Origin of the sequence: Ferrovibrio sp., assembly GCF_965278975.1 — a bacterium.
GTDB lineage: Bacteria > Pseudomonadota > Alphaproteobacteria > Ferrovibrionales > Ferrovibrionaceae > Ferrovibrio.
Genome location: NZ_OZ257126.1, coordinates 1,288,762 through 1,310,512 on the forward strand (window position 1 = coordinate 1,288,762; position 21,751 = coordinate 1,310,512).

The 21,751-nt window shown below is 64.4% G+C and carries 23 protein-coding genes; 13 read left to right on the forward strand and 10 right to left on the reverse strand.

Going from position 1 to position 21,751, the window contains the following annotated elements:
* Positions 1 to 65: 65 nt before the first annotated feature.
* On the reverse strand, positions 66 to 767 hold the full coding sequence (locus tag ACQY7X_RS06200) for a ribonuclease T2 family protein (RefSeq protein WP_428248986.1): 702 nt from the start codon (positions 765 to 767) through the stop codon (positions 66 to 68).
* Between the two features lie 56 nt (positions 768 to 823).
* Here ACQY7X_RS06200 and nth point away from each other — a divergent pair, with 56 nt between their 5' ends.
* Together nth and ACQY7X_RS06210 are read left to right on the forward strand one after the other, a co-directional pair.
* A complete protein-coding gene (gene nth / locus ACQY7X_RS06205; RefSeq protein WP_428250038.1) occupies positions 824 to 1,501 on the forward strand; it encodes an endonuclease III in 678 nt (225 codons plus the stop codon).
* Positions 1,491 to 1,841, forward strand: coding sequence for a hypothetical protein (locus tag ACQY7X_RS06210; protein ID WP_428248987.1), 351 nt, complete (start codon positions 1,491 to 1,493; stop codon positions 1,839 to 1,841). Before nth ends, ACQY7X_RS06210 begins: the two co-directional genes overlap by 11 nt.
* 105 nt (positions 1,842 to 1,946) lie before the next feature.
* On the opposite strand, the gene ACQY7X_RS06215 is transcribed toward ACQY7X_RS06210, so the two are convergent.
* The 7 genes from ACQY7X_RS06215 to ACQY7X_RS06245 all read right to left on the reverse strand — a co-directional run bounded on the left by ACQY7X_RS06215 (position 1,947) and on the right by ACQY7X_RS06245 (position 8,517).
* The gene (locus ACQY7X_RS06215; protein WP_428248988.1) at positions 1,947 to 3,206 is read right to left on the reverse strand and encodes a flavin-containing monooxygenase; all 1,260 of its coding nucleotides are present in this window, start codon (positions 3,204 to 3,206) and stop codon (positions 1,947 to 1,949) included.
* On the reverse strand, positions 3,203 to 4,126 hold the full coding sequence (locus tag ACQY7X_RS06220) for an NAD-dependent epimerase/dehydratase family protein (RefSeq protein WP_428248989.1): 924 nt from the start codon (positions 4,124 to 4,126) through the stop codon (positions 3,203 to 3,205). Before ACQY7X_RS06220 ends, ACQY7X_RS06215 begins: the two co-directional genes overlap by 4 nt.
* Positions 4,123 to 5,028, reverse strand: a complete 906-nt coding sequence (locus ACQY7X_RS06225; protein ID WP_428248990.1) for a bile acid:sodium symporter family protein — start codon at positions 5,026 to 5,028, stop codon at positions 4,123 to 4,125. Before ACQY7X_RS06225 ends, ACQY7X_RS06220 begins: the two co-directional genes overlap by 4 nt.
* A gap of 32 nt (positions 5,029 to 5,060) precedes the next feature.
* A complete protein-coding gene (locus tag ACQY7X_RS06230; RefSeq protein WP_428248991.1) occupies positions 5,061 to 5,528 on the reverse strand; it encodes a hypothetical protein in 468 nt (155 codons plus the stop codon).
* An 8-nt stretch (positions 5,529 to 5,536) separates the two neighbouring features.
* Entirely contained in the window at positions 5,537 to 6,307 is a 771-nt protein-coding gene (locus tag ACQY7X_RS06235; protein ID WP_428248992.1) for a bactofilin family protein, read from the reverse strand.
* Positions 6,308 to 6,387: 80 nt separating this feature from the next.
* Positions 6,388 to 7,065, reverse strand: coding sequence for an EI24 domain-containing protein (locus ACQY7X_RS06240; RefSeq protein ID WP_428248993.1), 678 nt, complete (start codon positions 7,063 to 7,065; stop codon positions 6,388 to 6,390).
* A 15-nt stretch (positions 7,066 to 7,080) separates the two neighbouring features.
* Positions 7,081 to 8,517, reverse strand: a complete 1,437-nt coding sequence (locus tag ACQY7X_RS06245) for an amidase (protein ID WP_428248994.1) — start codon at positions 8,515 to 8,517, stop codon at positions 7,081 to 7,083.
* Positions 8,518 to 8,603: 86 nt separating this feature from the next.
* Between ACQY7X_RS06245 and ACQY7X_RS06250 the strand changes: the two genes are divergently transcribed.
* Together ACQY7X_RS06250 and ACQY7X_RS06255 are read left to right on the forward strand one after the other, a co-directional pair.
* Complete coding sequence (locus tag ACQY7X_RS06250) at positions 8,604 to 9,602, forward strand: adenosine kinase (RefSeq protein WP_428248995.1); 999 nt, start codon at positions 8,604 to 8,606, stop codon at positions 9,600 to 9,602.
* Positions 9,603 to 9,616: 14 nt separating this feature from the next.
* Positions 9,617 to 10,828 (forward strand): branched-chain amino acid ABC transporter substrate-binding protein, encoded by a 1,212-nt coding sequence (locus ACQY7X_RS06255; RefSeq protein ID WP_428248996.1) that lies wholly within the window; start codon positions 9,617 to 9,619, stop codon positions 10,826 to 10,828.
* Between the two features lie 303 nt (positions 10,829 to 11,131).
* Here ACQY7X_RS06255 and ACQY7X_RS06260 read toward each other — a convergent pair whose 3' ends face one another.
* Positions 11,132 to 11,923, reverse strand: a complete 792-nt coding sequence (locus ACQY7X_RS06260; protein WP_428248997.1) for a FadR/GntR family transcriptional regulator — start codon at positions 11,921 to 11,923, stop codon at positions 11,132 to 11,134.
* Positions 11,924 to 12,056: 133 nt separating this feature from the next.
* Between ACQY7X_RS06260 and ACQY7X_RS06265 the strand changes: the two genes are divergently transcribed.
* The 9 genes from ACQY7X_RS06265 to ACQY7X_RS06305 all read left to right on the forward strand — a co-directional run bounded on the left by ACQY7X_RS06265 (position 12,057) and on the right by ACQY7X_RS06305 (position 21,419).
* Positions 12,057 to 13,391: a serine hydrolase domain-containing protein gene (locus ACQY7X_RS06265; protein ID WP_428248998.1), complete on the forward strand. Its 1,335-nt coding sequence runs from the start codon at positions 12,057 to 12,059 to the stop codon at positions 13,389 to 13,391.
* 128 nt (positions 13,392 to 13,519) lie between these two features.
* Positions 13,520 to 14,770: a branched-chain amino acid ABC transporter substrate-binding protein gene (locus tag ACQY7X_RS06270; RefSeq protein WP_428248999.1), complete on the forward strand. Its 1,251-nt coding sequence runs from the start codon at positions 13,520 to 13,522 to the stop codon at positions 14,768 to 14,770.
* 78 nt (positions 14,771 to 14,848) lie between these two features.
* Positions 14,849 to 15,799 carry a branched-chain amino acid ABC transporter permease gene (locus tag ACQY7X_RS06275; RefSeq protein ID WP_428249000.1) on the forward strand — a complete coding sequence of 317 codons (951 nt, stop codon included), beginning with the start codon at positions 14,849 to 14,851 and terminating at the stop codon, positions 15,797 to 15,799.
* Position 15,800: 1 nt separating this feature from the next.
* Complete coding sequence (locus tag ACQY7X_RS06280; RefSeq protein ID WP_428249001.1) at positions 15,801 to 17,090, forward strand: branched-chain amino acid ABC transporter permease; 1,290 nt, start codon at positions 15,801 to 15,803, stop codon at positions 17,088 to 17,090.
* Positions 17,091 to 17,093: 3 nt separating this feature from the next.
* Positions 17,094 to 17,855, forward strand: coding sequence for an ABC transporter ATP-binding protein (locus ACQY7X_RS06285; RefSeq protein WP_428249002.1), 762 nt, complete (start codon positions 17,094 to 17,096; stop codon positions 17,853 to 17,855).
* A 1-nt stretch (position 17,856) separates the two neighbouring features.
* Positions 17,857 to 18,564 carry an ABC transporter ATP-binding protein gene (locus ACQY7X_RS06290; protein ID WP_428249003.1) on the forward strand — a complete coding sequence of 236 codons (708 nt, stop codon included), beginning with the start codon at positions 17,857 to 17,859 and terminating at the stop codon, positions 18,562 to 18,564.
* A gap of 77 nt (positions 18,565 to 18,641) precedes the next feature.
* Positions 18,642 to 19,733, forward strand: a complete 1,092-nt coding sequence (locus tag ACQY7X_RS06295) for an SPFH domain-containing protein (protein ID WP_428249004.1) — start codon at positions 18,642 to 18,644, stop codon at positions 19,731 to 19,733.
* A gap of 15 nt (positions 19,734 to 19,748) precedes the next feature.
* A complete protein-coding gene (locus ACQY7X_RS06300; protein WP_428249005.1) occupies positions 19,749 to 20,198 on the forward strand; it encodes an NfeD family protein in 450 nt (149 codons plus the stop codon).
* A 66-nt stretch (positions 20,199 to 20,264) separates the two neighbouring features.
* A complete protein-coding gene (locus ACQY7X_RS06305) occupies positions 20,265 to 21,419 on the forward strand; it encodes a hypothetical protein (RefSeq protein WP_428249006.1) in 1,155 nt (384 codons plus the stop codon).
* Between the two features lie 5 nt (positions 21,420 to 21,424).
* On the opposite strand, the gene sugE is transcribed toward ACQY7X_RS06305, so the two are convergent.
* Positions 21,425 to 21,745 (reverse strand): quaternary ammonium compound efflux SMR transporter SugE, encoded by a 321-nt coding sequence (gene sugE / locus ACQY7X_RS06310; RefSeq protein WP_428249007.1) that lies wholly within the window; start codon positions 21,743 to 21,745, stop codon positions 21,425 to 21,427.
* Positions 21,746 to 21,751 lie beyond the last annotated feature (6 nt).

Below are 21,751 nucleotides of genomic sequence, written 5' to 3' on the forward strand. Positions count from 1 at the left end.
TATGGGGCAAGCAGTGAGCCAGGATCATCGTTTAGGTGGCGGAAATTCGCAAGGCTGCCACCCGGTCAATGCACCCGCAGGCGGCGGTTCGGACGCGCACCACCGACCGCAGAGTCGCAGGCGACGTATTCCGTCAAATTCCGGTTGTAGCACAGGCGTACCTCACTTAAGGCGCCGTCCTTCACAATCACCGCGATATGCTCGCGTTGCAAACCGGCATTGGCGGCCTGCATCGCCTTGACCAGATCACCGGCCTGCTGTTCGCCGCGCTCTAGATCCGGCAGCACCAGCCGGCCCATCAGCCGTTCGATGGCGGCAAAATAACCTGGCGCATCAAGGCCGCTGCAGGTGCCATGCTTCGCCCATTCGCAATTCATCAGTATGCTGCTGGGCTGCTGGCAAAGATGGCGGCGCAGCACGGCATCCGGCAGCGCCTCGCTCCGCTGGCAATATTGCGGCCAGGCCGGTTCCCCTTTGGCCATATCGCGATATTGCGGCCACAGCCCATGCACAATGAAGCTGAAGCTGTTATCGGCGCATTGCAGCCGGTTGGTACGCGCGCGGCCGCTGTCGGCGCAGAAGGCAGGCGACCAGCTTAAGCTGAGCACATAATAGTCGAACTGGCCCGGCTTGCCGCGCGCCGGACCCTGGGTGGCGCAGGCGCGGCTTTCCAGGCGCTCGGGCAGGCGGCAGCTTTGCGCCCTTGCCGGAAACGTGGTGCCAAGCAAGACCAGGCCAAGCAGAAGGGCGACAAGCGGGCGGATCATGCGCTACAAGATCAGGGAGTATGCTCCAGCCCGCAAGCCCCGCCCCCTTCATTCTTATGCCGCCTGCGCGAAAACCGAAAAAACCAAAACTGCTGCCGCCAGACGCGGTGCGGGAAATCTTCGCCCGCTTCGCCGCCGCCGAACCGGCGCCGAAGACCGAGCTGAATTATGTCAACGCCTATACCTTGCTGGTGGCGGTGGTGCTTTCCGCGCAGGCCACAGATGTCGGCGTCAACAAGGCGACCAAAAAGCTGTTCGAGCGCGTGCAAGATCCGGCGGCGATGCTGAAGCTGGGCGAAGCCGGGCTGAAAGAGCACATCAAGACCATCGGCCTGTTCAATGCCAAGGCCAAGAACGTGATCGCGCTGTCTGCCCTGCTGCTGGAACAGCATGGCGGCGACGTGCCGCGCGACCGCGAGGCGTTGCAGGCCCTGCCCGGCGTTGGCCGCAAGACCGCCAATGTGGTGCTGAACGTGCTGTGGGGCGAACCTACCATCGCGGTGGATACCCATATCTTCCGCGTCTCCAACCGCACCGGCCTCGCACCAGGCAAGACACCGCTGGCGGTGGAGCTGGGCTTGGAGAAAGTGGTGCCGGCGGATTATGTGCAGCATGCGCATCACTGGCTGATCCTGCATGGCCGCTATATCTGCAAGGCGCGGGCACCGGCCTGCCCGCGCTGCATCATCCGCGACCTCTGCGCTTTCCCGGAAAAGACTCCCGATGTCGACTGACGTGATCCGGGTGGTGCTGGACAGCAATGCCTATGACGCCGTGCTGGAGCATGACGATGCCGAGCGCATCCTGACGGCACTTGAGCAAGGCCGGGTCGAAATCCTGGCGAGTCCGGTGGTACTTGGCGAATTGCGCCGCGTCGCCGACATGTATCGCCAGGCCGACCTGCTGGCATTGTATTACGAAGTACAGAGCCGCCGCTTGGCGGCGCCGGACCCGAGCCTGAAAAGCGCCGACCACCTGCTGCTGGCTCAGGCCGAGGCCGAAGGGGCACGGCTGGTGAGCGACGACAAGGCGCTCGACGCGCTGCGCTACGCCGATTTCCGCGCGCTGCTGTAGCTTCCATTGTCATACCCGCGAAAGCGGGTATCCCATTCTACAGTAAATGGGACCCTCGCTTTCGCGAGGGTGACAGGACTGGTGGGTGACGCGACTGCGTAAAGGCTACACCAGCCCCGCAATCGCCTTCTTTACATCGCGCTTGTATTCGAGGAAATCGACGAAGATGCCGTGTTCGCCGGCATCCTTGGGGCGCGGCGCGGCGCAGTATGCTTCGATATGGCGGCGGAATACCTCGCCGGCAGGCTTGTGCCGGGCGGCGATATAGGCCGCGATCAGTTCCGCCTGCACCATGCGGCCCGGCCAGCCGATGCCGGCGCCTTCCAGCAGGCCGCAGACATAGAGGCCGCTATCGCCGGGCGGAAAGATGTTCATATAGAGATGCGGTGCCGGTTCGCGCCAGTTCAGCCATTTCAAATCGAGGAACGGAAACGTGGTGCGGTAGCCGGTGGCGAGGATGATCAGGTCATACTCGGCTTCCACACCATCCGCAAAACGCACGCGGCGGCCATCGAAACGCTCAATCGGCTTATGCACCCGCACATCGCCCTGGCCGAGATGTTGCAGCACCAGGGAATTGACGATCGGCGTGCGGTCATAGAGCCGGTGGGTCGGCCTGGGCAGGCCGAAGCGTTCCGGCGGGCCGACCAGGATGCGGATCGCCAGGCCATGAATCAGCGAACGCAGATTGCGCGGCAGCACGAAGCGGCGGTTATGATTGCCGGCATCGGCAGGCTTGCCGGCGACGAATTTCGGCACGAAATGATTGCCGCCGCGCAGGCTCCAGCCCACCGCCGTGGCGCGGTGCACCGCATCCACCACGATATCGCAGCCGGTATTGCCGGCGCCGACGATCAGCACGCGCTTGCCGTCGAAGATATCCGGCGTCTTGTAGCGCTTGGAATGGAACATCTCGCCGCTGAACTGCCCGGCGAAGGCCGGGATATTCGGATCGCTCAAATGCCCGTTGGCGATCACCACGCCCTCATAAGGCGCAACGGAACCATCGCTGAACTCGGCACGCCAGGCCGCGCCCTCGCGCTCCAGCCTGAGCACGGCGGTGTTCAGCCGGATATGTTCGTAAAGGCCGAAATGATGCGCGAACTGGTGCAGGTAGCCGCGCACCTGGTCATGGCGTGGATAGGCCGGCAGGTCATCGGCCATCGGCAATTCGCTGAAGGCGGTGGTGCCTTTCGACGAAATCAGATGCGTGGATGCGTAGACCGCGCTGCCTTCGGCGCCATAGAGCCATTGCCCGCCAATATCGCCATGGCGTTCGGCAACCACGAAATCGAGGCCGGCCTGCTTGAAGGTCTTGGCCGCTGCCAGGCCGGCCGGGCCGGCACCGATGATCAGATAGGTCATGCCACACCCTGCCAGTAGCGCGCGAAGGCGCCAGCCGAATCATACTCCGGCACATAACCGAACACGGTCTTGAGCCGCGTGTTGTCCAGCACCGGGCGGTATTGCAGGAACAGCACTTGTGTCGGACCAAGTTTGGTCAAGCCAAGGCGATTGGCGGCGAACAAAGCCGCGCGCATCAGCCCGGGCGGAATCGCCAGATAGGGTTTGCCGATACGCTGTGCGATCTGGCGCAGGCTGAGCGCGCCATCGCCGGCAAGATTGTAGATCCCGGGCGGGCCATCGGTGGCAGCACGCGCCAGGGCGGCGGCCACATCGCTGTCGGCGATGAAGCTGAACGGCGTGGCGGCACCCGAAAGCCCGGTGATCATGGGCCGCTCGAATATCGCGGTGATCTGGTTCTTCAAGCCCGGCGCCAGCACGGTGCAGGGCCGGAACACCACCTGTTCAAGCTGCGGATAGAGATCGCGCCAGCGCGCCAGCATCTCCTCCACCAGCCGCTTGTTGCGCGCATAGGGAAAATCCTCGTTGCCGCGCACGGCGTCGGTCTCCTGCAGCGGCACCGGGTTATCGGCGTGATAGCCATAGGCGGCGCCCGACGAGGTGACCACCAGGCGCTGCACGCCGGCCTCCTTGCAGGCGATCAACACCGCTTCGGTGCCGCCGACATCGATGGCATGATCCAGCGCCGCATCGCCGCCGGCCGCCACCACGGACGCCAGATGCAGCACCACGCGCGGGCGCACTTCATTCATCAGCGCTACCAGCGCGGCACGGTCGCGGATATCGCCCTGGCGATAATCGACACCCGGCACCGGCTGCAAAGGCGCGCGCAGATCGAGGCCGACAATTGCCTCATCCTTGAGCCGGCGCAGCAGCGACGCGCCGATGAAGCCTGCGGCGCCGGTAACCAGTATCGTCATGCGGCGCGTTTCCTGTCCTGCCGCCGCCAGAGGGTGGCGAGCGTCCAGCCCGATACGATATGCCACACGCCCCAGCCCGCCGCGATCAGCGCGGCGCCGCCGATGGCATCGAAATGATTGAGGATCAGTGCCAGGCCAAGGCCGGAATTCTGCATCCCGACCTCGATGGTGATGGCGCGGGTATCGGGTATGTTGAGGCCGGCGAGCTTCGCCGTGCCCCAGCCGACACCGAGCGCCAGGGCGTTATGCAACGCCACCAGCGGCAGGATGACGCCGATGAAGCCGAGGAAGTATTTGCCATTGGCAATCGCCGCCGCGCCGATGAACAGGATCAGGAACAGGAACGAGCCGGCCTGGAATGGCTTGCGCAGCTTCGCCGCCAGGTTCGGCAGATGATGCGCGATCAGCATGCCAGCGGTCATCGGCAGGCCGAGCACGGCGGCGGTGGAGAGCAGGAACGGCAGCGGCTCGATATTCACCTGCCGCAGCAGGGCCGCCGTATCGGGATTGAGCCCGGCCCAGAACAGGATGTTGAGCGGGGTCGAAATCACCGCCAGCACCGAGGACAGGCCGGTGACGCAGACCGAGAGCGCGGTATTGCCACGGCCGAGATGGGTGATCAGGTTGGACAGATTGCCGCCCGGACAGGACGCGACAATGATCATGCCGAGCGCGATGGAAGGATGCGGCTTGAGCAGCATGGTCAGCGCCCAGCTTGCCGCCGGCAGCAACAGCACCTGGGCCAGCATGCCGAGCATCGGCGCGAAAGGCTTTTTCAGCACGGCGGCGAAATCCGCCAGCCGCAGGTCCAGCGCAACGCCGAACATGATCAGCGCCAGCACCACACCCAGCACGGCCTGGCCGGTGCTGTCGAGCTGCAGCACCACCTCGTCCATGACCATGGCGCTTCCTTCCCTAGATTATTCTGACTTTTCTAGGAGACAGGTTTGCCCGGGGCGGGGGGAGTTTTCAAGAGCGCGGCGACGCAGGCGGCATCATCCACCGCTGCGCCACGGCGGCGCGGCAGGGTCTCGGCATGCTGCACCCGCTGCACGCCCGGCGTTTCCGTCGGGTAAAGCACGAACAGCAGCACGCAGGCCGGCGTTTCCGCCACATATTGCCAGACTTCCGCCGGAGCCTCGCGGCGCAGCTGTGCCGGCTGGCCGAACAGGGCGCGCAATTCATTGGCGTTCTTGCCGATGGCGTCGCTGCTGATGGCGCGGCGCGGCGCCTCGCCCGGCACGGCCGGCGGCGGCACCAGAGCCAGATTGAGATTGTCGGAAGGCGATGGCGCTGCCTGCGGCGCGGATACGGTTTCGGCCTGCGGTGGCTTGGCGCCGCCACAGGCCGAGAGAACCACGAGAAGCAGCGCGGCGCCGAGGCCGCGCGTCCCGGAACGCATAAGCGGTATTACTCGGCGGCGACCGAGGACGACAGGCGGTTGCCGGCAGCCACGGTCTGCACCGTGCCGCTCAGTTCGCCGCCGCATTCCACTTCGATCTGGCCATAGGCGATCTCGCCCATCACCTTGCCGGTGCCGCGGATCAGCAGGCGGCCGCGCACGGAGAGCTTGCCTTCGAACTTGCCGCGCACTTCGGCTTCCTCGATTTCGGCCGAGCCCTTGAACTGGCCGGTCTCGGCGATTTCAACAAAGCGGCTGTCGGTGAGCGTGGCTTCCACCTTGCCCTCAACCACCACCTTGTCGCAGGCGGTGATCTGGCCGGTGAGGCTGATTTCGCGGCCGATGATCAGCACCTTCGGCTCCGGCGACTCACTGCGCGAAACGGTGCTGGTGGCAACCACCGAAGCAATCGCCGGCATCGCCGGCATGGCGGGGGCCGCCGGCTTCGCACCAAGGTCCATCGCCGGGCGCTTGGCGATCTCGGGGCGGAAGGTCGGAGTGCTGGACGGATTGTCGCTCATGGTCGATCCCTGGTTTGCAGAAGCGGTGTCGGAAGCAGTGGTAGTGGCTTGAGTATTGGCTGGCAGGCTGGGCTTGCCGAAACGCTGCATGTGCAGCGGCAGCGGCGGCAATTCATCGGCTGCGGGTTTGCTATCCTCGGCGGTTTTCACCGGCGCCGCAACAGCGGCTTTCGGTTCCAGCACGGCTACCGGCGGTTTCGGCGGCGGTGCCGGCGGCAAATTGGCGGCTTCTTCACTGGGCTTCTTGCGACCAAACATGCGGTACCCCTCATCCCTAATGCTGCGCCCTATGCTTCGCGGCAGCCTTGAGGTTCCATCCCGGTGCTGCGGGGCCCCTGTCAGGCCGCACGCGGCAAGCGCTTGAAGATATGGACCATGAAGGCCGTGGCGACGATCGGCACGATCAGGTTTACCAGGGGAATGGTTAACAGAAGGACAATAACAACGCCCGCGAGCCAAAGATCGCCGCGATAGCGACGCCGCAGTGCATCCACCTCGGCGCGCGGACGATAGCGGCTGGCGACCAGCTCGAAATATTCGCGGCTGACCAGATAGCCGTTCACCGCGAAAAACAGCGCCAGCTTCAGCGGCGGGAAAAACAGCAGCAGCAAATAAACCGGCAGTAACGCGGCATTCAGCGCCAGCACCACCAGCAGGAAGCGCAGGGTTTGCAGCAGCGAGGCCGTGGTGCTGAGCGGCTTGCCCGGCATTTCATTCGGGTAGTAGCGCCGCTCGACCGCCTCGGCGACATCATCGAGGAACAGGCCGATGGCGGCGGTGAGCACCAGCGGAAACAGCAGCAGCTTGAGGAAAAACAGGCCGACACCGGAGCCGACCGCGATCAGGCTGTCGAGCCAGCCGGTGCCGGTGGAAGGAATTTCGGTGATGCCATAGCCGAAGCCGAGCGTGAGCAGCAGGAAGATCACCACCGCCACGCCAAGCCCGCGCAGCAATACCTGCCGGAAAGCCGGATCGGGCAGTTGCTGCAGGGCGAGGCGGAGCGATGCGAAGATCAAGTCGGGTTTCCTGTGTTACTGCGGTGTCACCGGATTATGCGTGCCGAGAGCAAGATCGGCTTCCAGCAAAGCCGAAAGCGCCAGCAATTCAGCATCGCCACGCGGCCGCGCCACGATCTGCAGGCCAACCGGCAGGCCGGATTTGGTGAAGCCGGCCGGCAGAGAAATCGCCGGCGTGCCGGTAAGGGTGACGGCGAAGGTGAGGATCAGCCAGCTTATGTAGGTATCGAATTTGCGGCCATTGACCTCTTCCAGATAGCGCTGGCGATGATCGAAGGGCGGCGCCACCACGGTGGGCAGGGCCAGGAAATCGTGATGCTCGAAGAAGGCGGCGATGCGGTTGTAGAGCAGGCCCTGCTGGCGCCGCGCCTCGGCGATTTCCGGACCCGTATGCTTGAGGCCCTTCTCCGCGTTCCAGATCACTTCCTTCTTCACCACATCCAGCTTGCCCTGGATGCGCGGCCACACCGTGGCGGCGAAGTTGATGGCGCGCAAAACCTGGAAACATTCCTCCGAACCGGAGAAATCCGGCGCCTTGTCATCGACCCGGGCGCCAAGCTTTTCCAGCCGCCGCATGGCCGCTTCGCAGATCGCCACCACTTCCGGGTCCACCGGGCAGAGGCCGAGATCGGGGCTGAAGGCGATGCGGCAGCCGCCGGCAAAGCGGCTCGGCAGCCGGCCGAGCGCCATCTGGCGGTCCACTGTCGAGACAAAACTTTCCTCGGGCGCCGGCAGGCTCAGCGGATCGCGGGTATCGAGGCCGGATTGCGCATCCAGCAGCAACGCCACGTCGCCGACCGTGCGGGCCATCGGGCCGTTCACCGCCAGGGTATCGAAAGGCAGGCCGCGCGGGCCCAGGCCGACCCGGCCTGGCGAGGGGCGCAGGCCGACCACGCCGGCAAAACTGGCCGGGATGCGCAGAGAGCCGCCGAGATCGGAGCCATCGGCGAGCCAGACCTCGCCGGTCGCCACCGCCACCGCCGAGCCGCCGGACGAGCCGCCAGGCGTCAGCGCCGTGTTCCACGGATTGGTGGTGGTGCCGAATACCTCGTTGAAGGTCTGGGCGCCGGCGCCGAATTCCGGCGTATTGGCCTTGCCGACGATCAACGCGCCCTTGCGCTCCAGCCGCTCCACCGACCAGTCGGAGCTGGTGGAGATGTGATTCTCGAAGGCCCGGCTGCCCCAGGTGGTACGCACGCCGGCCACTTCCACCAGATCCTTGATGACCATGGGCAGGCCATAGAGGTAGCCCGGGCCGGGGCGTTCGGGATGTTCCAGCCGGGACGCAACCGCCCGCGCCCGCTCGAAACAGCGGGTCGGCACTGCATTGACCTTGCCGTCGACCTCGTTGATCCGCGCCTCGGCGGCATCGATCAGCTCGGGCGGCGAAACCTCGCCCTTGCGCAGCAGGTCCACCGCCTGGCGCGCGGTCAGCTTGATCAGGTCATTCATGCTCTCGATTCCTCCACCGAATTGCGTTCTTTTCGTGACCAGGGTAAGGGAGAGTAGCTGCAATCATTTGCTCCGGGTAGGCTTCCATGTCAGGTCAGAAAACCGCAATCCTCGCCGTCGGTAACGCCATCGTCGATGTGCTCGCCGAAGTGGGTGACGATTTCATCGCCCAGCACGGCATGGCCAAGGGCCATATGACGCTGATCGACGCCGCCCGCGCCGAAGCGATCTACGGCGCCATGCCGGCGCAGAAGACCCGCATGTCCGGCGGCTCGGCCGCCAACACCGCCGCCGGCATCGCCATGCTCGGCGGCTCGGTCAGCTTCGTCGGCCGCGTGCGCAACGACGAACTCGGCGATGCCTTCAGCCATGACATCCACAAGATCGGCGTCGGCTTCGATACCAAGCCGGCGACCGAAGGCCCGGCCACGGCGCGCTGCCTGATCCTGGTAACGCCCGATGCCCAGCGCACCATGAACACCTATCTTGGTGCCTGCGCCGAGATGACGCCCGAGGATGTGGATGCCGCCACGGTCGCCAACGCCAAGGTGACCTATCTGGAAGGCTATCTGTGGGATCAGCCGCGCGCCAAGGAAGCCATGCGCAAGGCGATGCGGCTGGCGCATGAAGCCGGCAACAAGGTGGCCCTCACGCTGTCCGATGCCTTCTGCGTCGAACGCCACCGCGCCGAATTCCAGTATCTGGTGGAACACGCGGTGGATATCCTGTTCGCCAATGAAAGCGAAATCATCTCGCTCTACCAGAGCGGCGATTTCGACGGCGCCTTGCAGCATGTGCGCCACCATGTCGATGTGGCGGCGCTGACGCGCTCGGAAAAGGGCTCGGTGATCCTGGCCGGCGAGACCGTGCATATCATTGATGCCGTGAAGGGCGTGAGCGTGAAGGACACCACCGGCGCCGGCGATCTTTACGCTGCCGGCTTCCTGCATGGCTATACCGCCGGCCTTGATCTGCATGCCAGCGGCCGCCTGGGCAGCCTGTGCGCCGCGGAAGTGATCAGCCATGTCGGCGCCCGGCCGCTGATCGACCTCAAGCCCTTCGTGCAGCAGGCCCGGAGCAATTGATAATGCCTCGGCTGATGCTGCGCTCCCTCATAGCCGCGCTGCTGTTCTGCGCCGCCACCGCCGCGCAGGCGGCGGAACCCGTCCGTATCGCCTTCATCGATCCGCTTTCCGGCGGTGCCGCCGCCGTGACGCAGAACGGCCTCAACCATTTCCGCTTCATGGCCGAGCGTCTGAGCAAAGACGGGCGCAGCTACGAGATCGTCGCCTATGACAACAAGCTGAGCCCGCAGGAAAGCATCGTCGCGGCACAGAAGGCGATTGATGCCGGGATTCGTTTCATCGCCCAGGGCAACTCCTCCGCCGTGGCCGCAGCCCTGGTGGATTTCCTGGAGAAGCATAACGAGCGCAACCCGGACCGGCAGGCCTTGCTGCTGAATTACGCCGCCATCGATCCGGCGCTGACCAACGACAAGTGCAGCCCCTGGCATTTCCGCTGGGATGCCCATGCCGATATGAAGATGCAGGCGCTGACCGACTTCATCAAAGCCAGGCCGCAGGCGCGCAAGCTCTACCTGATCAACCAGGATTATTCCTTCGGCCAGGCGGTGCGCAAATCGGCGCTGGACATGCTGCAGGCGAAGCGGCCGGATCTGCAGATCGTCGGCGACGAACTGCACCCGATGGCCAAGATCACCGATTTCGCGCCCTATGTGGCAAAGATCAAGGCCAGCGGCGCCGACAGCGTGATCACCGGCAACTGGGGTTCGGACCTGGCGCTGCTGCTGAAGGCGGCGGCCGATGCCGGCTTGCAGGTCGACTGGTACACCTATTATGCCAGCGGCATCGGCAGCCCGACGGCGATCCGCCAGACCGGGCTGGCGCACCGCGTGTTCGCCAGCATCGAAGGCCATGCCAATCATGCGCAAGCCGACAGCGACGGCATCGAGACCGCCTACCGCGCCCGCTTCGGCGGCAGCTTCAACGTGCCGCGTATCCGCGCCCTGATGGACATGCTGGATGCCGGCATCAATAAAGCCGCCAGCACCGAGCCGAAGCGCGTTGCCGCCGCCCTTGAAGGCATGCGCTACCGCACGCTCTACGGCCAGCCGGCAACCATGCGCGCCGCCGACCACCAGCTGTTGCAGGACCTGGAAATCGCTTCCTTCGGCCCGCTGGAAGGCGGCATGAAATTCGACGAGGAAAGCACCGGCTGGGGCTGGAAGACGCAAGGCGTGATCAAGGCCGACGCCACCGCGCTGCCCACCACCTGCAAGATGGCGCGGTAGCAAAAACAATAGTCGTCATCGCCGGGCTTGGCCCGGCGATCTCAGGCCATACGGCGAAAGATGCCCGGATCACTGTAAGCGCGCGAACGCCTAGCGGCGTTCGTGGGCGCACAGGCCCGAAGGGCCTCGGCGGGCATGACGAGGATTGAGTTGATCCGTCATGGCCCGGCTTGGCCGGGCCATCCACGCGTTATTGTCTTTACCTTTTTCCTGTCATGCCGGCGAAAGCCGGCATCCCATTTTGCAATGAAATGGGATCCTCGCTTCCGCGAGGATGACAAAAAGGGAATGACGTGGAACGCCCTATTCCGCCGCGCTGCGGCTGGCGCTTTCACGCATGCGGGTGGCATCCAGCAGCACGGAATCGAGCGGCTGGTTGAGATCGCGGCCGCCGAGTTCGAAGCCCTTGCGCCAATCGTTGAGATGGCGCCGGGTCCACAGCTTGCCGAGTTCGACATCCTTGTCTTTCAGCGACTGCACCAGCATGCGGTGCGCCTGGATCAGGCGTTCGGCGCCATGGCTGATATCGCCGACCACCAGTTCGGTGACCGAATAGATCAGCATGTTGGACGGCTCGCGCGCCAATTGCAGCACGCGATTACCGCTGGCCTCTTCCAGCAGGATATGGAATTCGCCATCCAGCTCGCCGACCCGGGCCGGATCATGCTTGGCGGCTTCGGTCTCGGCGATGTTGCGTTCCAGCCGCTCGATCAGTTCCGGCGTGGCGCGGTTCATCGCCAGCTCGAACGTGGCGAGGCCCAAGGCCATGGTGGCTTCCCACAATTCCAGGAAGCTGACCTGATGCAGGATCAGCGCCCGGCTGACACGGGTGGAAAGCTTGTCGTAATGCGGCAGGCCGACGATCAGGCGGCGGCTGGGATCGCGGCGGATCAGGCCGCCCTGCTCCAGCAGGCGGATGCCTTCGCGCACGGTGGAGCGGTTGACGCCGAACTGCTTGACCAGTTCGGCCTCCGTGCCCAAAGCCTCACCCGGGCGCAGCCGGCCGCTGACGATCTCCTGCTCGATCATCTCGGCCACGCGCTGATACGCCGGTATGTTGCTGATGCGCGGAAAGCGCTCGCCCTGCTGCGACATGGTGGTTTCAGTTCCCCCAGCACCCCTGGATAAGCCGCTTGAATCAGGCCCCCTTGACGCGCCCTCTGCTTTGTCCGACAATCCCACAAATAAGGCGTTCAAGCAAATGAAACGCCATTTGGGAGGAAATACGATGCAGCGTTATGGCCTGCCGCGTCAATTCGCGCGGCACAGGACGACCGGCTTTGTTGGCCGCTTTCTCGCTTCAACCTCCCTCCTGGCCGCAGCCCTGCTGCTGGCTCTGCCGGTACTGGCCGCCGAGGCACCCGCCGAACTGGCGCGCGAAAAGCCGGAAGCCTTGGGCTTTTCCTCGGCCAAGCTCGGCGCGATTTCCACACGCATCAAGAAGGATGTAGCCGACGGCACCATCCCAGGCGCGGTATTGCTGATCGCGCGGCACGGCAAGGTTGCCTATTTCGAAGCCATCGGCCAGCAGGACCCGCAGGCCAAGATCCCGATGGCGAAAGACAGCATCTTCCGCATCTATTCCATGACCAAGCCGATCACCAGCGTGGTGGCGATGCAGCTGGTGGAAGAAGGCAAAGTCACCATCGGCGACCCCGTCGCCCGCTTCATCCCGAGTTTCAAGGACGCCAAGCTGGGCGTGGAAAAGCCGGGCGCCGACGGCAAGATGGTGCTGGAGCTGGCACCGGCACGGCCCGCCAGCGTGCAGGACCTGCTGCGCCATTCCGCCGGCATCACCTATGGCTTCTTCGGCGATACGCTGCAAAAGCGCGCCTATCGTGAGAGCGTGTCACTGAGCACCAATATCGACAACGCGGAATTCGCCGACCGCATCGCCAAGCTGCCGCTCGGCTACCAGCCCGGCACCACCTGGGATTACGGCTACAATACCGATGTGCTGGGCCGCGTGATCGAGGTGGCCGATGGCAAGCCGCTCGGCCAGTCGATGCAGCAGCGCGTGTTCAACCCGCTGGGCATGAAGGACACGGCTTTCTATGTGACCGACGCGGCGAAGCAGAAGCGCGTGGCGGAACCTTTCGCCAATGACCGCAATATCGGCCTTGATGCCGATTTCTTCGATCCGCGCCAGGCAGCGAAGTGGGAATCCGGCGGCGGCGGCCTCACCGGCACGGCGATGGATTACGCCCGCTTCCTGCAGATGATGCTGAACAAGGGCAGCTTCGCCGGCAAACGCTATCTCAGCCCGGCGACCGTCAGCTTCATGACCGCCGACCATATGGGCGACAGCGTGAAGCCCGGCCCGTTCTACCTGCCCGGTATCGGCTATGGCTTCGGCCTCGGCTTCGCCGTGCGCAAGAGCGACGGCGTGTCGCCGCTGCAGGGCTCGGCCGGCGAATATAACTGGGGCGGCGCCGGCGGCACCTATATGTGGGTGGACCCGAAGCAGAATCTGTTCGTGGTGTTCATGATGCAGTCGCCGAAGCAGCGCGTGGTCTATCGCAGCCTGCTGCGCGACATGGTCTATGGCGCCATGACCAAGTGATCGATGCATCAAGCAATCACGGAGTAACGCGTATCGAGGAGTGACCGGCATTTCCTGCGCAACAGCAGGGGATCGGCGAACCGCCCGCTGACGGCGCGGCGCCGCGACATAAAAAGATGGAGGAAACGATGGCTGTGGTAGGTAAAGTACTTGCGCCGGCGTTACTCGGCGCAGTCGCGCTGACTTTGGCGGCATTGCCAGCACAGGCGCAGGTGAAGATCGCCTATATCGATCCGCTCTCCGGCGCCATGGCACCGATCGGCGAAGGCGGCGTGAAGCATTTCAACTTCATGATCGACCGCATCAACGCCAAGGGCGGCGTGAACGGCCAGAAGCTGGAACTGGTCACCTACGACAACAAGCTCTCCCCGCAGGAAAGCATCGTCGCGGCGCAGAAGGCCATCGATGCCGGCATCCGCATCATCACCCAGGGCAATGGCTCGGGCGTGGCCGCCGCGCTGATCGACTTCGTCAACAAGCATAACGAGCGCAATCCCGGCAAGGAGGTGGTCTACCTCAACTATGCCGCCGTGGATCCGGCCTTCACCAACGACAAATGCAGCTACTGGCATTTCCGCTGGGATGCCCATGCCGATGTGAAGATGGCGGCGCTGACCAGCTACATGAAGGACAACCAGAAGATCAAGAAGGTCTACCTGATCAACCAGGATTACTCTTTCGGCCAGGCGGTGCGCAAATCCGCCACCGACATGCTGAAGGTGAAGCGCCCCGATGTCCAGATCGTCGGCGATGAACTGCATCCGCTGGCCAAGGTGACCGACTTCTCGCCCTATGTGGCCAAGATCAAGGCCAGCGGCGCCGACAGCGTGATCACCGGCAACTGGGGTTCGGATATCGCGCTGCTGCTGAAAGCCGCCGCCGATGCCGGCCTGCAGGTTGACTGGTACACCTATTATGCCGGTGGTGCCGGCGGCCCGACCGCGATCAAGCAGACCGGCCTGAAGGACCGCGTCTATGCCATCGTCGAAGGCGGCCCGAACCATATGGAAGGCGGCAACCAGGCTTTCGAGGAAGAGTTCCGCAAGAAGGCCAATATGGGCGTGTGGTATCCGCGCGTGCGCAATCAGATGGAAATGCTGGCGCGCGCCATGAACGAGGCCAAGTCCAACGACCCGAAGGTGTTCGCCGAGAAGCTGCGCGGCATGAAGTACACCAACATCTACGGCTCGGCCACCTACATGCGCGCGGAAGACCATCAGTTCTTCCAGGACATGTTCATCGAGGTGTTCACGCCCGTAGCCGAAGCCAAGCTGAAATATGATGAGGAAGGCACCGGCTGGGGCTGGAAGACAGCCGCGACGGTGAAGATGGCCGATACCGACGTGCCGACCACCTGCAAGATGGCAAAGCCGAGCTGAAGCCGCGTAGAATGGCGGCGGCATGATCAGCCGCCGCCATTTCCGCCGCTGCTGTTATTCGTTCCGGGGGGATCGGCCTTGCTTGAACTGGTGGTGTTTTCGACGCTGAACGGCGTGCTCTACGGCATGCTGCTGTTTCTCCTGGCCTCCGGCCTCACCTTGATCTTCTCCATGATGGGCGTGCTGAACTTCGCCCATGCCAGCTTCTACATGCTGGGCGCCTATTTCGGCTTCCAGCTCAGCCAATGGCTGAATTTCTGGGTCGCGCTGATCGCCGCCCCCGTGCTGGTCGGCCTGATCGGCGCCGGCGTCGAACGCTGGGGCTTGCGGCTGGTGCACAAGCACGGCCATGTCGCCGAATTGCTGTTCACCTTCGGCCTCGCCTTCGTGATCGAGGAAATGGTGCAGATGATCTGGGGCAAGCTGCCGGTGGATTACCGCGTGCCGCCGCTGCTGGATTTCTCGGCCTTCACATTATTCGGCACGACGTATCCCGCTTTCCGCATGTTCATGCTGCTGATCTCGGTGGCGATCTTCCTGGTGCTGCTGTTCATCCTCACCCGTTCGCGCATCGGCCTGATCATCCAGGCGGCCTTGAGCCACCCCAACATGGTGGCCATGCTGGGCCATAACGTGCCGCGCGTGTTCATGCTGGTGTTCGGCGTCGGCTCAGGGCTGGCCGCCATCGCCGGCGTGATCGCCGGTCCGGCCCTGGTGACGCAGCCAAGCATGGCGCATGTGCTGGGGCCGATCCTGTTCGTGGTGGTGGTGTTCGGCGGGCTGGGCTCGCTGCCCGGCGCCTTCATCGCCTCGCTGCTGATCGGCCTGATCCAGACCTTTGCCATTGCCGTGAACTACTCGCTCGGCGACGCGCTCAGCCTGTTCGGCATGGCGCGGCCGATGCAGGGCGCGCTGGCCGATCTGTGGCAGGTGACGGTGGCGCAGATCGGCCCGGTGGTGCCGTATCTGATGCTGGTATTGATACTGGTCTTCCGGCCCACCGGGCTGATGGGCACGCGGGAAACCTGAGATGAGCAACACAACGATGCAGGAACCCTCGCTGCTGCGCCGCTACTGGATCTGGGCCGCAATCATCCTGGTGATGCTGGCGCTGCCGAAAATCTTCACCTCCGGCGCCGCGCTCACCACCATGTGCCTGATGGGTATCATGGTGATCTTCTCGCTGAGCTATAACATGCTGCTGGGCCAGACCGGCATGCTGAGCTTCGGCCACGCGGTGTATTACGGCCTGGGCGGCTTCCTCGCCGTGCATGCCATGAATGTGGTGACGGCAGGCAAGCTGCCGATACCGCTGCCTCTGGTGCCGCTGGCCGGCGGCGCCATGGGGCTTTTGTTCGGCATCATCTTCGGCAGCGTCTCGACGCGCCGCGCCGGCACGGCCTTTGCCATGATCTCGCTGGGCCTGGGCGAACTGATCTTCTCGCTGTCGCTGATCCTGCGCGGCTTCTTCGGCGGCGAGGAAGGCGTGACCGCCAACCGCACCAAGCTGCTGCGGCTGTTCGATATCAGCTTCGGGCCGCAGATCCAGGTCTACTATCTGATTGCCTTCTGGTGCTTCATCTGCATCGCGGCGATGTATGCCTATACCCGCACGCCTTTGGGCCGCATGTGCAACGCGGTGCGCGAGAACCCGGAACGCGCCGAATTCGTCGGCTATTCGACGCAGATGATCCGCTTCATCACCTTCTGCGCCTCGGGCTTCTTCGCCGGCATCGCCGGTGGCCTGGCGGCGATCAATTTCGAACTGATGAACGCCATCAATGTTTCCGGCGGGCAATCCGGCGTGGTGCTGCTGATGGCCTATATCGGCGGCATCGGGCTGTTCTATGGCCCGATCCTCGGCGCCATCCTGGTCACGCTGCTGCAGGTGATGCTGTCCGATATCACCGGCGCCTGGCTGCTGTATTTCGGCCTGCTGTTCATCGTCATGGTGATGTTCGCGCCCTATGGCATCGCCGGCCTGCTGGCGATGCATCTGCCGCTGCTGCAGAACCGCACATTGCTGCGCATCCTGCCGGCCTATGGCCTGATGGCGGTGCCTGCCGCGCTCGGCTTCCTCGGCCTGGTGGTGCTGATCGAGACGGCGCATCACCAGCTGGTGAAAACCGCCACCGATGGCCCGGCGATGAAGCTGTTCGGCATCGCCTATCAGTCCAACGTGGCGGCACCCTGGATCCTGGCCCTGGTGCTGCTTGGCGCCGGACTTTATCTCGGCAAGCGTTTTGCGCCGGTGCTGCTGCGGGCCTGGAATGACGCGACTCATCCCGTGCAGGCCCATCCCGCGCAGGGGAGGGCCTGAGCCATGACCGCCATCGCGCTTTCCTTGCAGGACCTGCACAAAAGCTTCGGCGCCACGCCGATCATCCGGGGCGTGTCGCTGGATATCAAGGCCGGCGAACGCCATGCCATCATCGGCCCGAACGGCGCCGGCAAATCGACGCTGTTTCATCTCATCTCCGGCCGCTTGTCGCTCACCGCCGGCCGCATCGCGCTGAAAGGCGAGGACATCACCGGGCAGAAGCCGTTCGAGATCAACCGGCGGGGCCTGAGCCGCAGTTTTCAAGTCACGAATATCTTTCCACGACTGACCGTGTTCGAGAATGTGCGCTGCGGCGTGCTGTGGTCGCTGGGCTACAAATATTCCTTCTGGCACAACGTGCGCAAATTGAAGGATGCCAACGACCTGGCACAATCGGTGCTGGAACGCATCGGCCTGGGCGCACGGCGCGACATTCCGGCCGGCGTGCTGACCTATGCCGAGCAGCGCGCGCTGGAAATCGGCATTACCATCGCCGGCGGCGCCGATGTGATCATGCTGGATGAACCCACCGCCGGCATGAGCCGCTCGGAAACCGATCATGCCGTGGCCCTGATCCGGAAGATTTCCGAAGGCCGCACCCTGATCATGGTGGAGCATGACATGGGCGTGGTGTTCGATCTCGCCGACCGTATCTCCGTGCTGGTCTATGGCCAGATCATCGCCAGCGATGCGCCAGCCCTGATCCGCAGCAACAAAGCCGTGCGCGAGGCCTATCTCGGTCAAGCCATGGAAGCGGAGCATTGAGATGACGCAGAACCTGCTCGAAGTCCGCGACCTCAACGCCTATTACGGCAAGAGCCATATCCTGCATGGCGTCAGCTTCGATGTGCGCGAGGGCGAGATCGTCTCGCTGCTGGGCCGCAACGGCGTCGGCCGCTCCACCACGATCAAGGCGATCATGGGCGATGTGCCGCCGCAGGGCTCGATCCGCTTCAAGGGCCAGGAGATCGTGGGCCGCAAGCCGCATGAAATCGCCCATCTGGGCCTGGGCTATGTGCCGGAGAATCGAGACATCTTCCCGGCCCTGACGGTGCGCGAGAATCTGTATCTCGGCCAGAAGCATGCCAGCAAATGCGGCCGCTGGAGCATCCAGGACATGTACGACATCTTCCCGCGCCTGGCTGAACGCGCCGAGGCGCCGGGCGGCGTGCTGTCCGGCGGCGAGCAGCAGATGCTCACCATGTGCCGCACGCTGATGGGCGACCCCGACCTGATCATGGTGGATGAGCCGACCGAGGGCCTGTCGCCGATGATGGTGGAGCATGTCGGCAAGCTGCTGGTGCGCATCGCCGAGCGCGGCGTTGCCATCCTGCTGGTGGAGCAGAAGCTGACCATCGCGCTGAAAATCTCGCAGCGGCTCTATGTCATGGGCCATGGCCAGATGGTGTTCGAGGGCAGCCCGGCGCAATTGCAGGCCGATGCCGCCATCCGCAAGGAATGGCTGGAAGTGTAGCGCGGCCTCTAACACCACTTGTAAAAGTCTCGCGTGATGCCAATCTGTGGGGGTAGTTCCACCGCAAGGATCTTCCCATGGAAATCTCCGCCGGCTTGATCATCGCCATCCTGTTCCTGGTCCTGGTGGCCGTAACACTCTTTGCCGGCGTCAAGACCGTGCCGCAGGGCCAGCAATGGACCGTGGAGCGGCTGGGCAAGTATATCCGCACGCTCAGCCCCGGCCTGTCGGTGATCATTCCCTATGTCGACCGCATCGGACAGAAGCTGTCGCTGATGGAAACCGTGCTGGACATCCCGAGCCAGGAGGTGATCACGCGCGACAACGCCACCGTCACCGCCGATGGCGTGGTGTTCTTCCAGGTGCTGGACCCGGTGAAGGCGGCCTATGAAGTGCAGGACCTGCTGTTCGCGCTGTCCAGCCTGGCGATGACCAATGTGCGGTCGGTGATCGGCGCCATGGATCTGGATGAAGTGCTCTCGCAGCGCGACCAGATCAACCGCCGCCTGCTGTCGGTGGTGGATCAGGCGACCCTGGCCTGGGGCATCAAGGCGACGCGTATCGAGCTGCGCAACATCCAGCCGCCGCAGAACCTGCTCGACTCGATGGCCAAGCAGATGACCGCCGAACGCGAGAAGCGCGCCGAAATCCTCGCCGCCGAAGGCGCTAAGCAGGCCTCCATCCTGCGTGCCGAGGGCGCCAAGCAGGCAGCGGTGCTGGAAGCCGAGGGCCGCATGGAAGCCGCCAAGCGCGATGCCGAGGCGCGCGAGCGACTGGCGGAAGCGGAAGCCAAGGCGACGCAGATGGTGAGCCAGTCGATTGCCGACGGCAATGTGGCGGCGATCAACTATTTCGTGGCGCAGAAATATGTCGAGGCGTTCGGCAAGTTCGCCGAGAGTCCGAACCAGAAGCTGGTGTTCATGCCGATGGAAGCCAGCGGCGTGATCGCCTCGCTGGGCGGCATCGCCGATCTGGCGCGCCAGGCCCTGGGGCCGGACACGTCAGGGAATGAATCCTCCGGCCGCCAGGCCAAGCCGCGCAACATGCCTGCCCGTGCCACGGCGGCGAAGCCGGCGCAGATCTCTGCCCCAGCCTCTGCCCCAGCCTCTGCTCCAGCCTCTGCTCGGGGGCCCACCCGCCCCTGGGGTGCGCCGCTGGATGACGTGTAACGCGGCGGATCAGCCATGACCCTGCCCTTCCATCTCGAACCCTGGCATTGGCTGGCGCTTGGCGCTGTGCTGGCCGGCCTTGAGATCGTGGCCCCCGGCGCGGTGCTGATCTGGTTCGGCGCCGCTGCCTTCTCGCTCGGCCTGCTGCTCTGGCTGCTGCCCGATATGAGCCCGGGGCTGCAGCTTGGCGTCTTTGCCTTGCTGGCGCTGGCTTGGCTCGGTGTTGGCCTGTGGCTGCGCCGCCGCGCCGGACCGGAGCCTGCGCCAAGCGTGAATCAGGGCGCGGCGCGGCTGATCGGCCAGCGCGGCGTGCTGGAAACCGCCCTGGAGAATGGCCGGGGTGAAATGCGGCTCGGCGACACCGTGTGGCCGGTCAGTGGCCCCGATCTGCCGGCCGGCAGCGTGGTGATCGTGACCGGAGCCGATGGTGCGCTGCTGAGTGTAAGCCCGGCGCCCGCCGCATAACCTCCCCGCTTGCGCTTCGCGTACAGGTAGGCAATTCTGGGTCAGAAACCACGACCTCTGGTCAAGATGCGTCCGCTTATCCTGCTGCTGCCCCTGCTGCTTGCCGCCTGCGCCGGCGGCCAGAGCGATACTGATCGCCGCTATTACGATATCGCCTTCGCCGACCTGCGCGCGGGACGCTATCCGGCCGCCGCCGCACGTTTCGAGGAGCTGGCATTGGCCCGGCCCAACAGCGATCTCGGCATCGCCGCCAGCATGAACCGCTGCATGGCGCTGAGCCAGCTGCGGCCAGTGGAGCGCGGCATCGCCGCCTGTGCCGATGCAATGGCGCATGGCAAAAACGCACCTCAGACTGAATATGCCCGCGCCCTCCAGGCCGCCGCGCAATGGCAGCTCACCTATCTCTACCTGCATGCCGGCCGGGCGAATGAAGCGCTGGTCATGGCCTATGCCAGCCGCGACGACTTCGGCAGTGACGGCAATGCCAGCCTGCGCGCACTTTCAGCCAATGCGCAGCTGCTCGGTGCCTCGATCCTGTTGCAGCGCGACGACATCGCCGGTGCCATGGCCTGGTTGGACCGCATTGAAGCACATGACTGGGTTGCCTATGGCAACCTGTATGTCCGCGATGCCCATGACAAGCTGCTGGTCGGCCTGCCGCAGCTGCGCTTGCTGGCGCTGCGCCAGAAGGCTGATCTGCGGGGCGGCGTGGCAGCGGTGGAAGGCTACCGTGCGCGACTGCTGCGCGAGGGCGGCATCCTGCACCGCGATGTCGCCACCATGCTGCTGCTGCCGATGATGTCGGCGAAACTGTACCTGCGCGATGGCGCCGGGGCGCGCGCGGCAAGCGAGCTGTTCATGGCTGAGCTGGAGAAGAACCATATCGATGGCGCCACGGTGCGATCCTTTGCACCGGCCAGCCTGCGTATCGCCGGCGACTGGCTGCCGCATATCGTCTATGACTTCATGCCCGCCGCGACGCGCAACAAGCTGGAAGCCAATCAGATTGGCCGCGCTTATTTCGAGGGCGCCCTTTCCGCATTGCAGGATGGCCGGGTGCAGATCGGCGCCGAACGCTTCGACCGCCTCGCCGAAGCCCTGCATGGCGAGGGAGGCCGGGAATACACCGCCCTGGCCGAGCGGCTGCAGCGCATCAAGCAGGCATTTCTGCCGCACGAAGCTCCGCAGCCCACCGCCTTCATGCTGCCGAACGGCAGCTAGATCATTTAAGCCGGACTGAGCAGCTTGAGCCCGGCGATACCGGCAACGATCAGGCCGATGCAGCCGAGCCGCATCACGTCGGCGTCCTCACCAAACAGCCAGATGCCGAGAATCGCCGTGCCGACCGTGCCCACGCCGGTCCATACCGCATAGGCGGTGCCAAGTGGCAGTGTCTTCAGCGCCAAGCCGAGCAGGGCCAGGCTGACAATCATGGCGCTGACGGTAAGCAGGCTGGGGATCAGGCGCGAGAAGCCTTCGGTATATTTCAAGCCGACCGCCCAGCCGATCTCGGCCAGGCCAGCCAGCAGCAGAATCAACCATGCCATGGGATA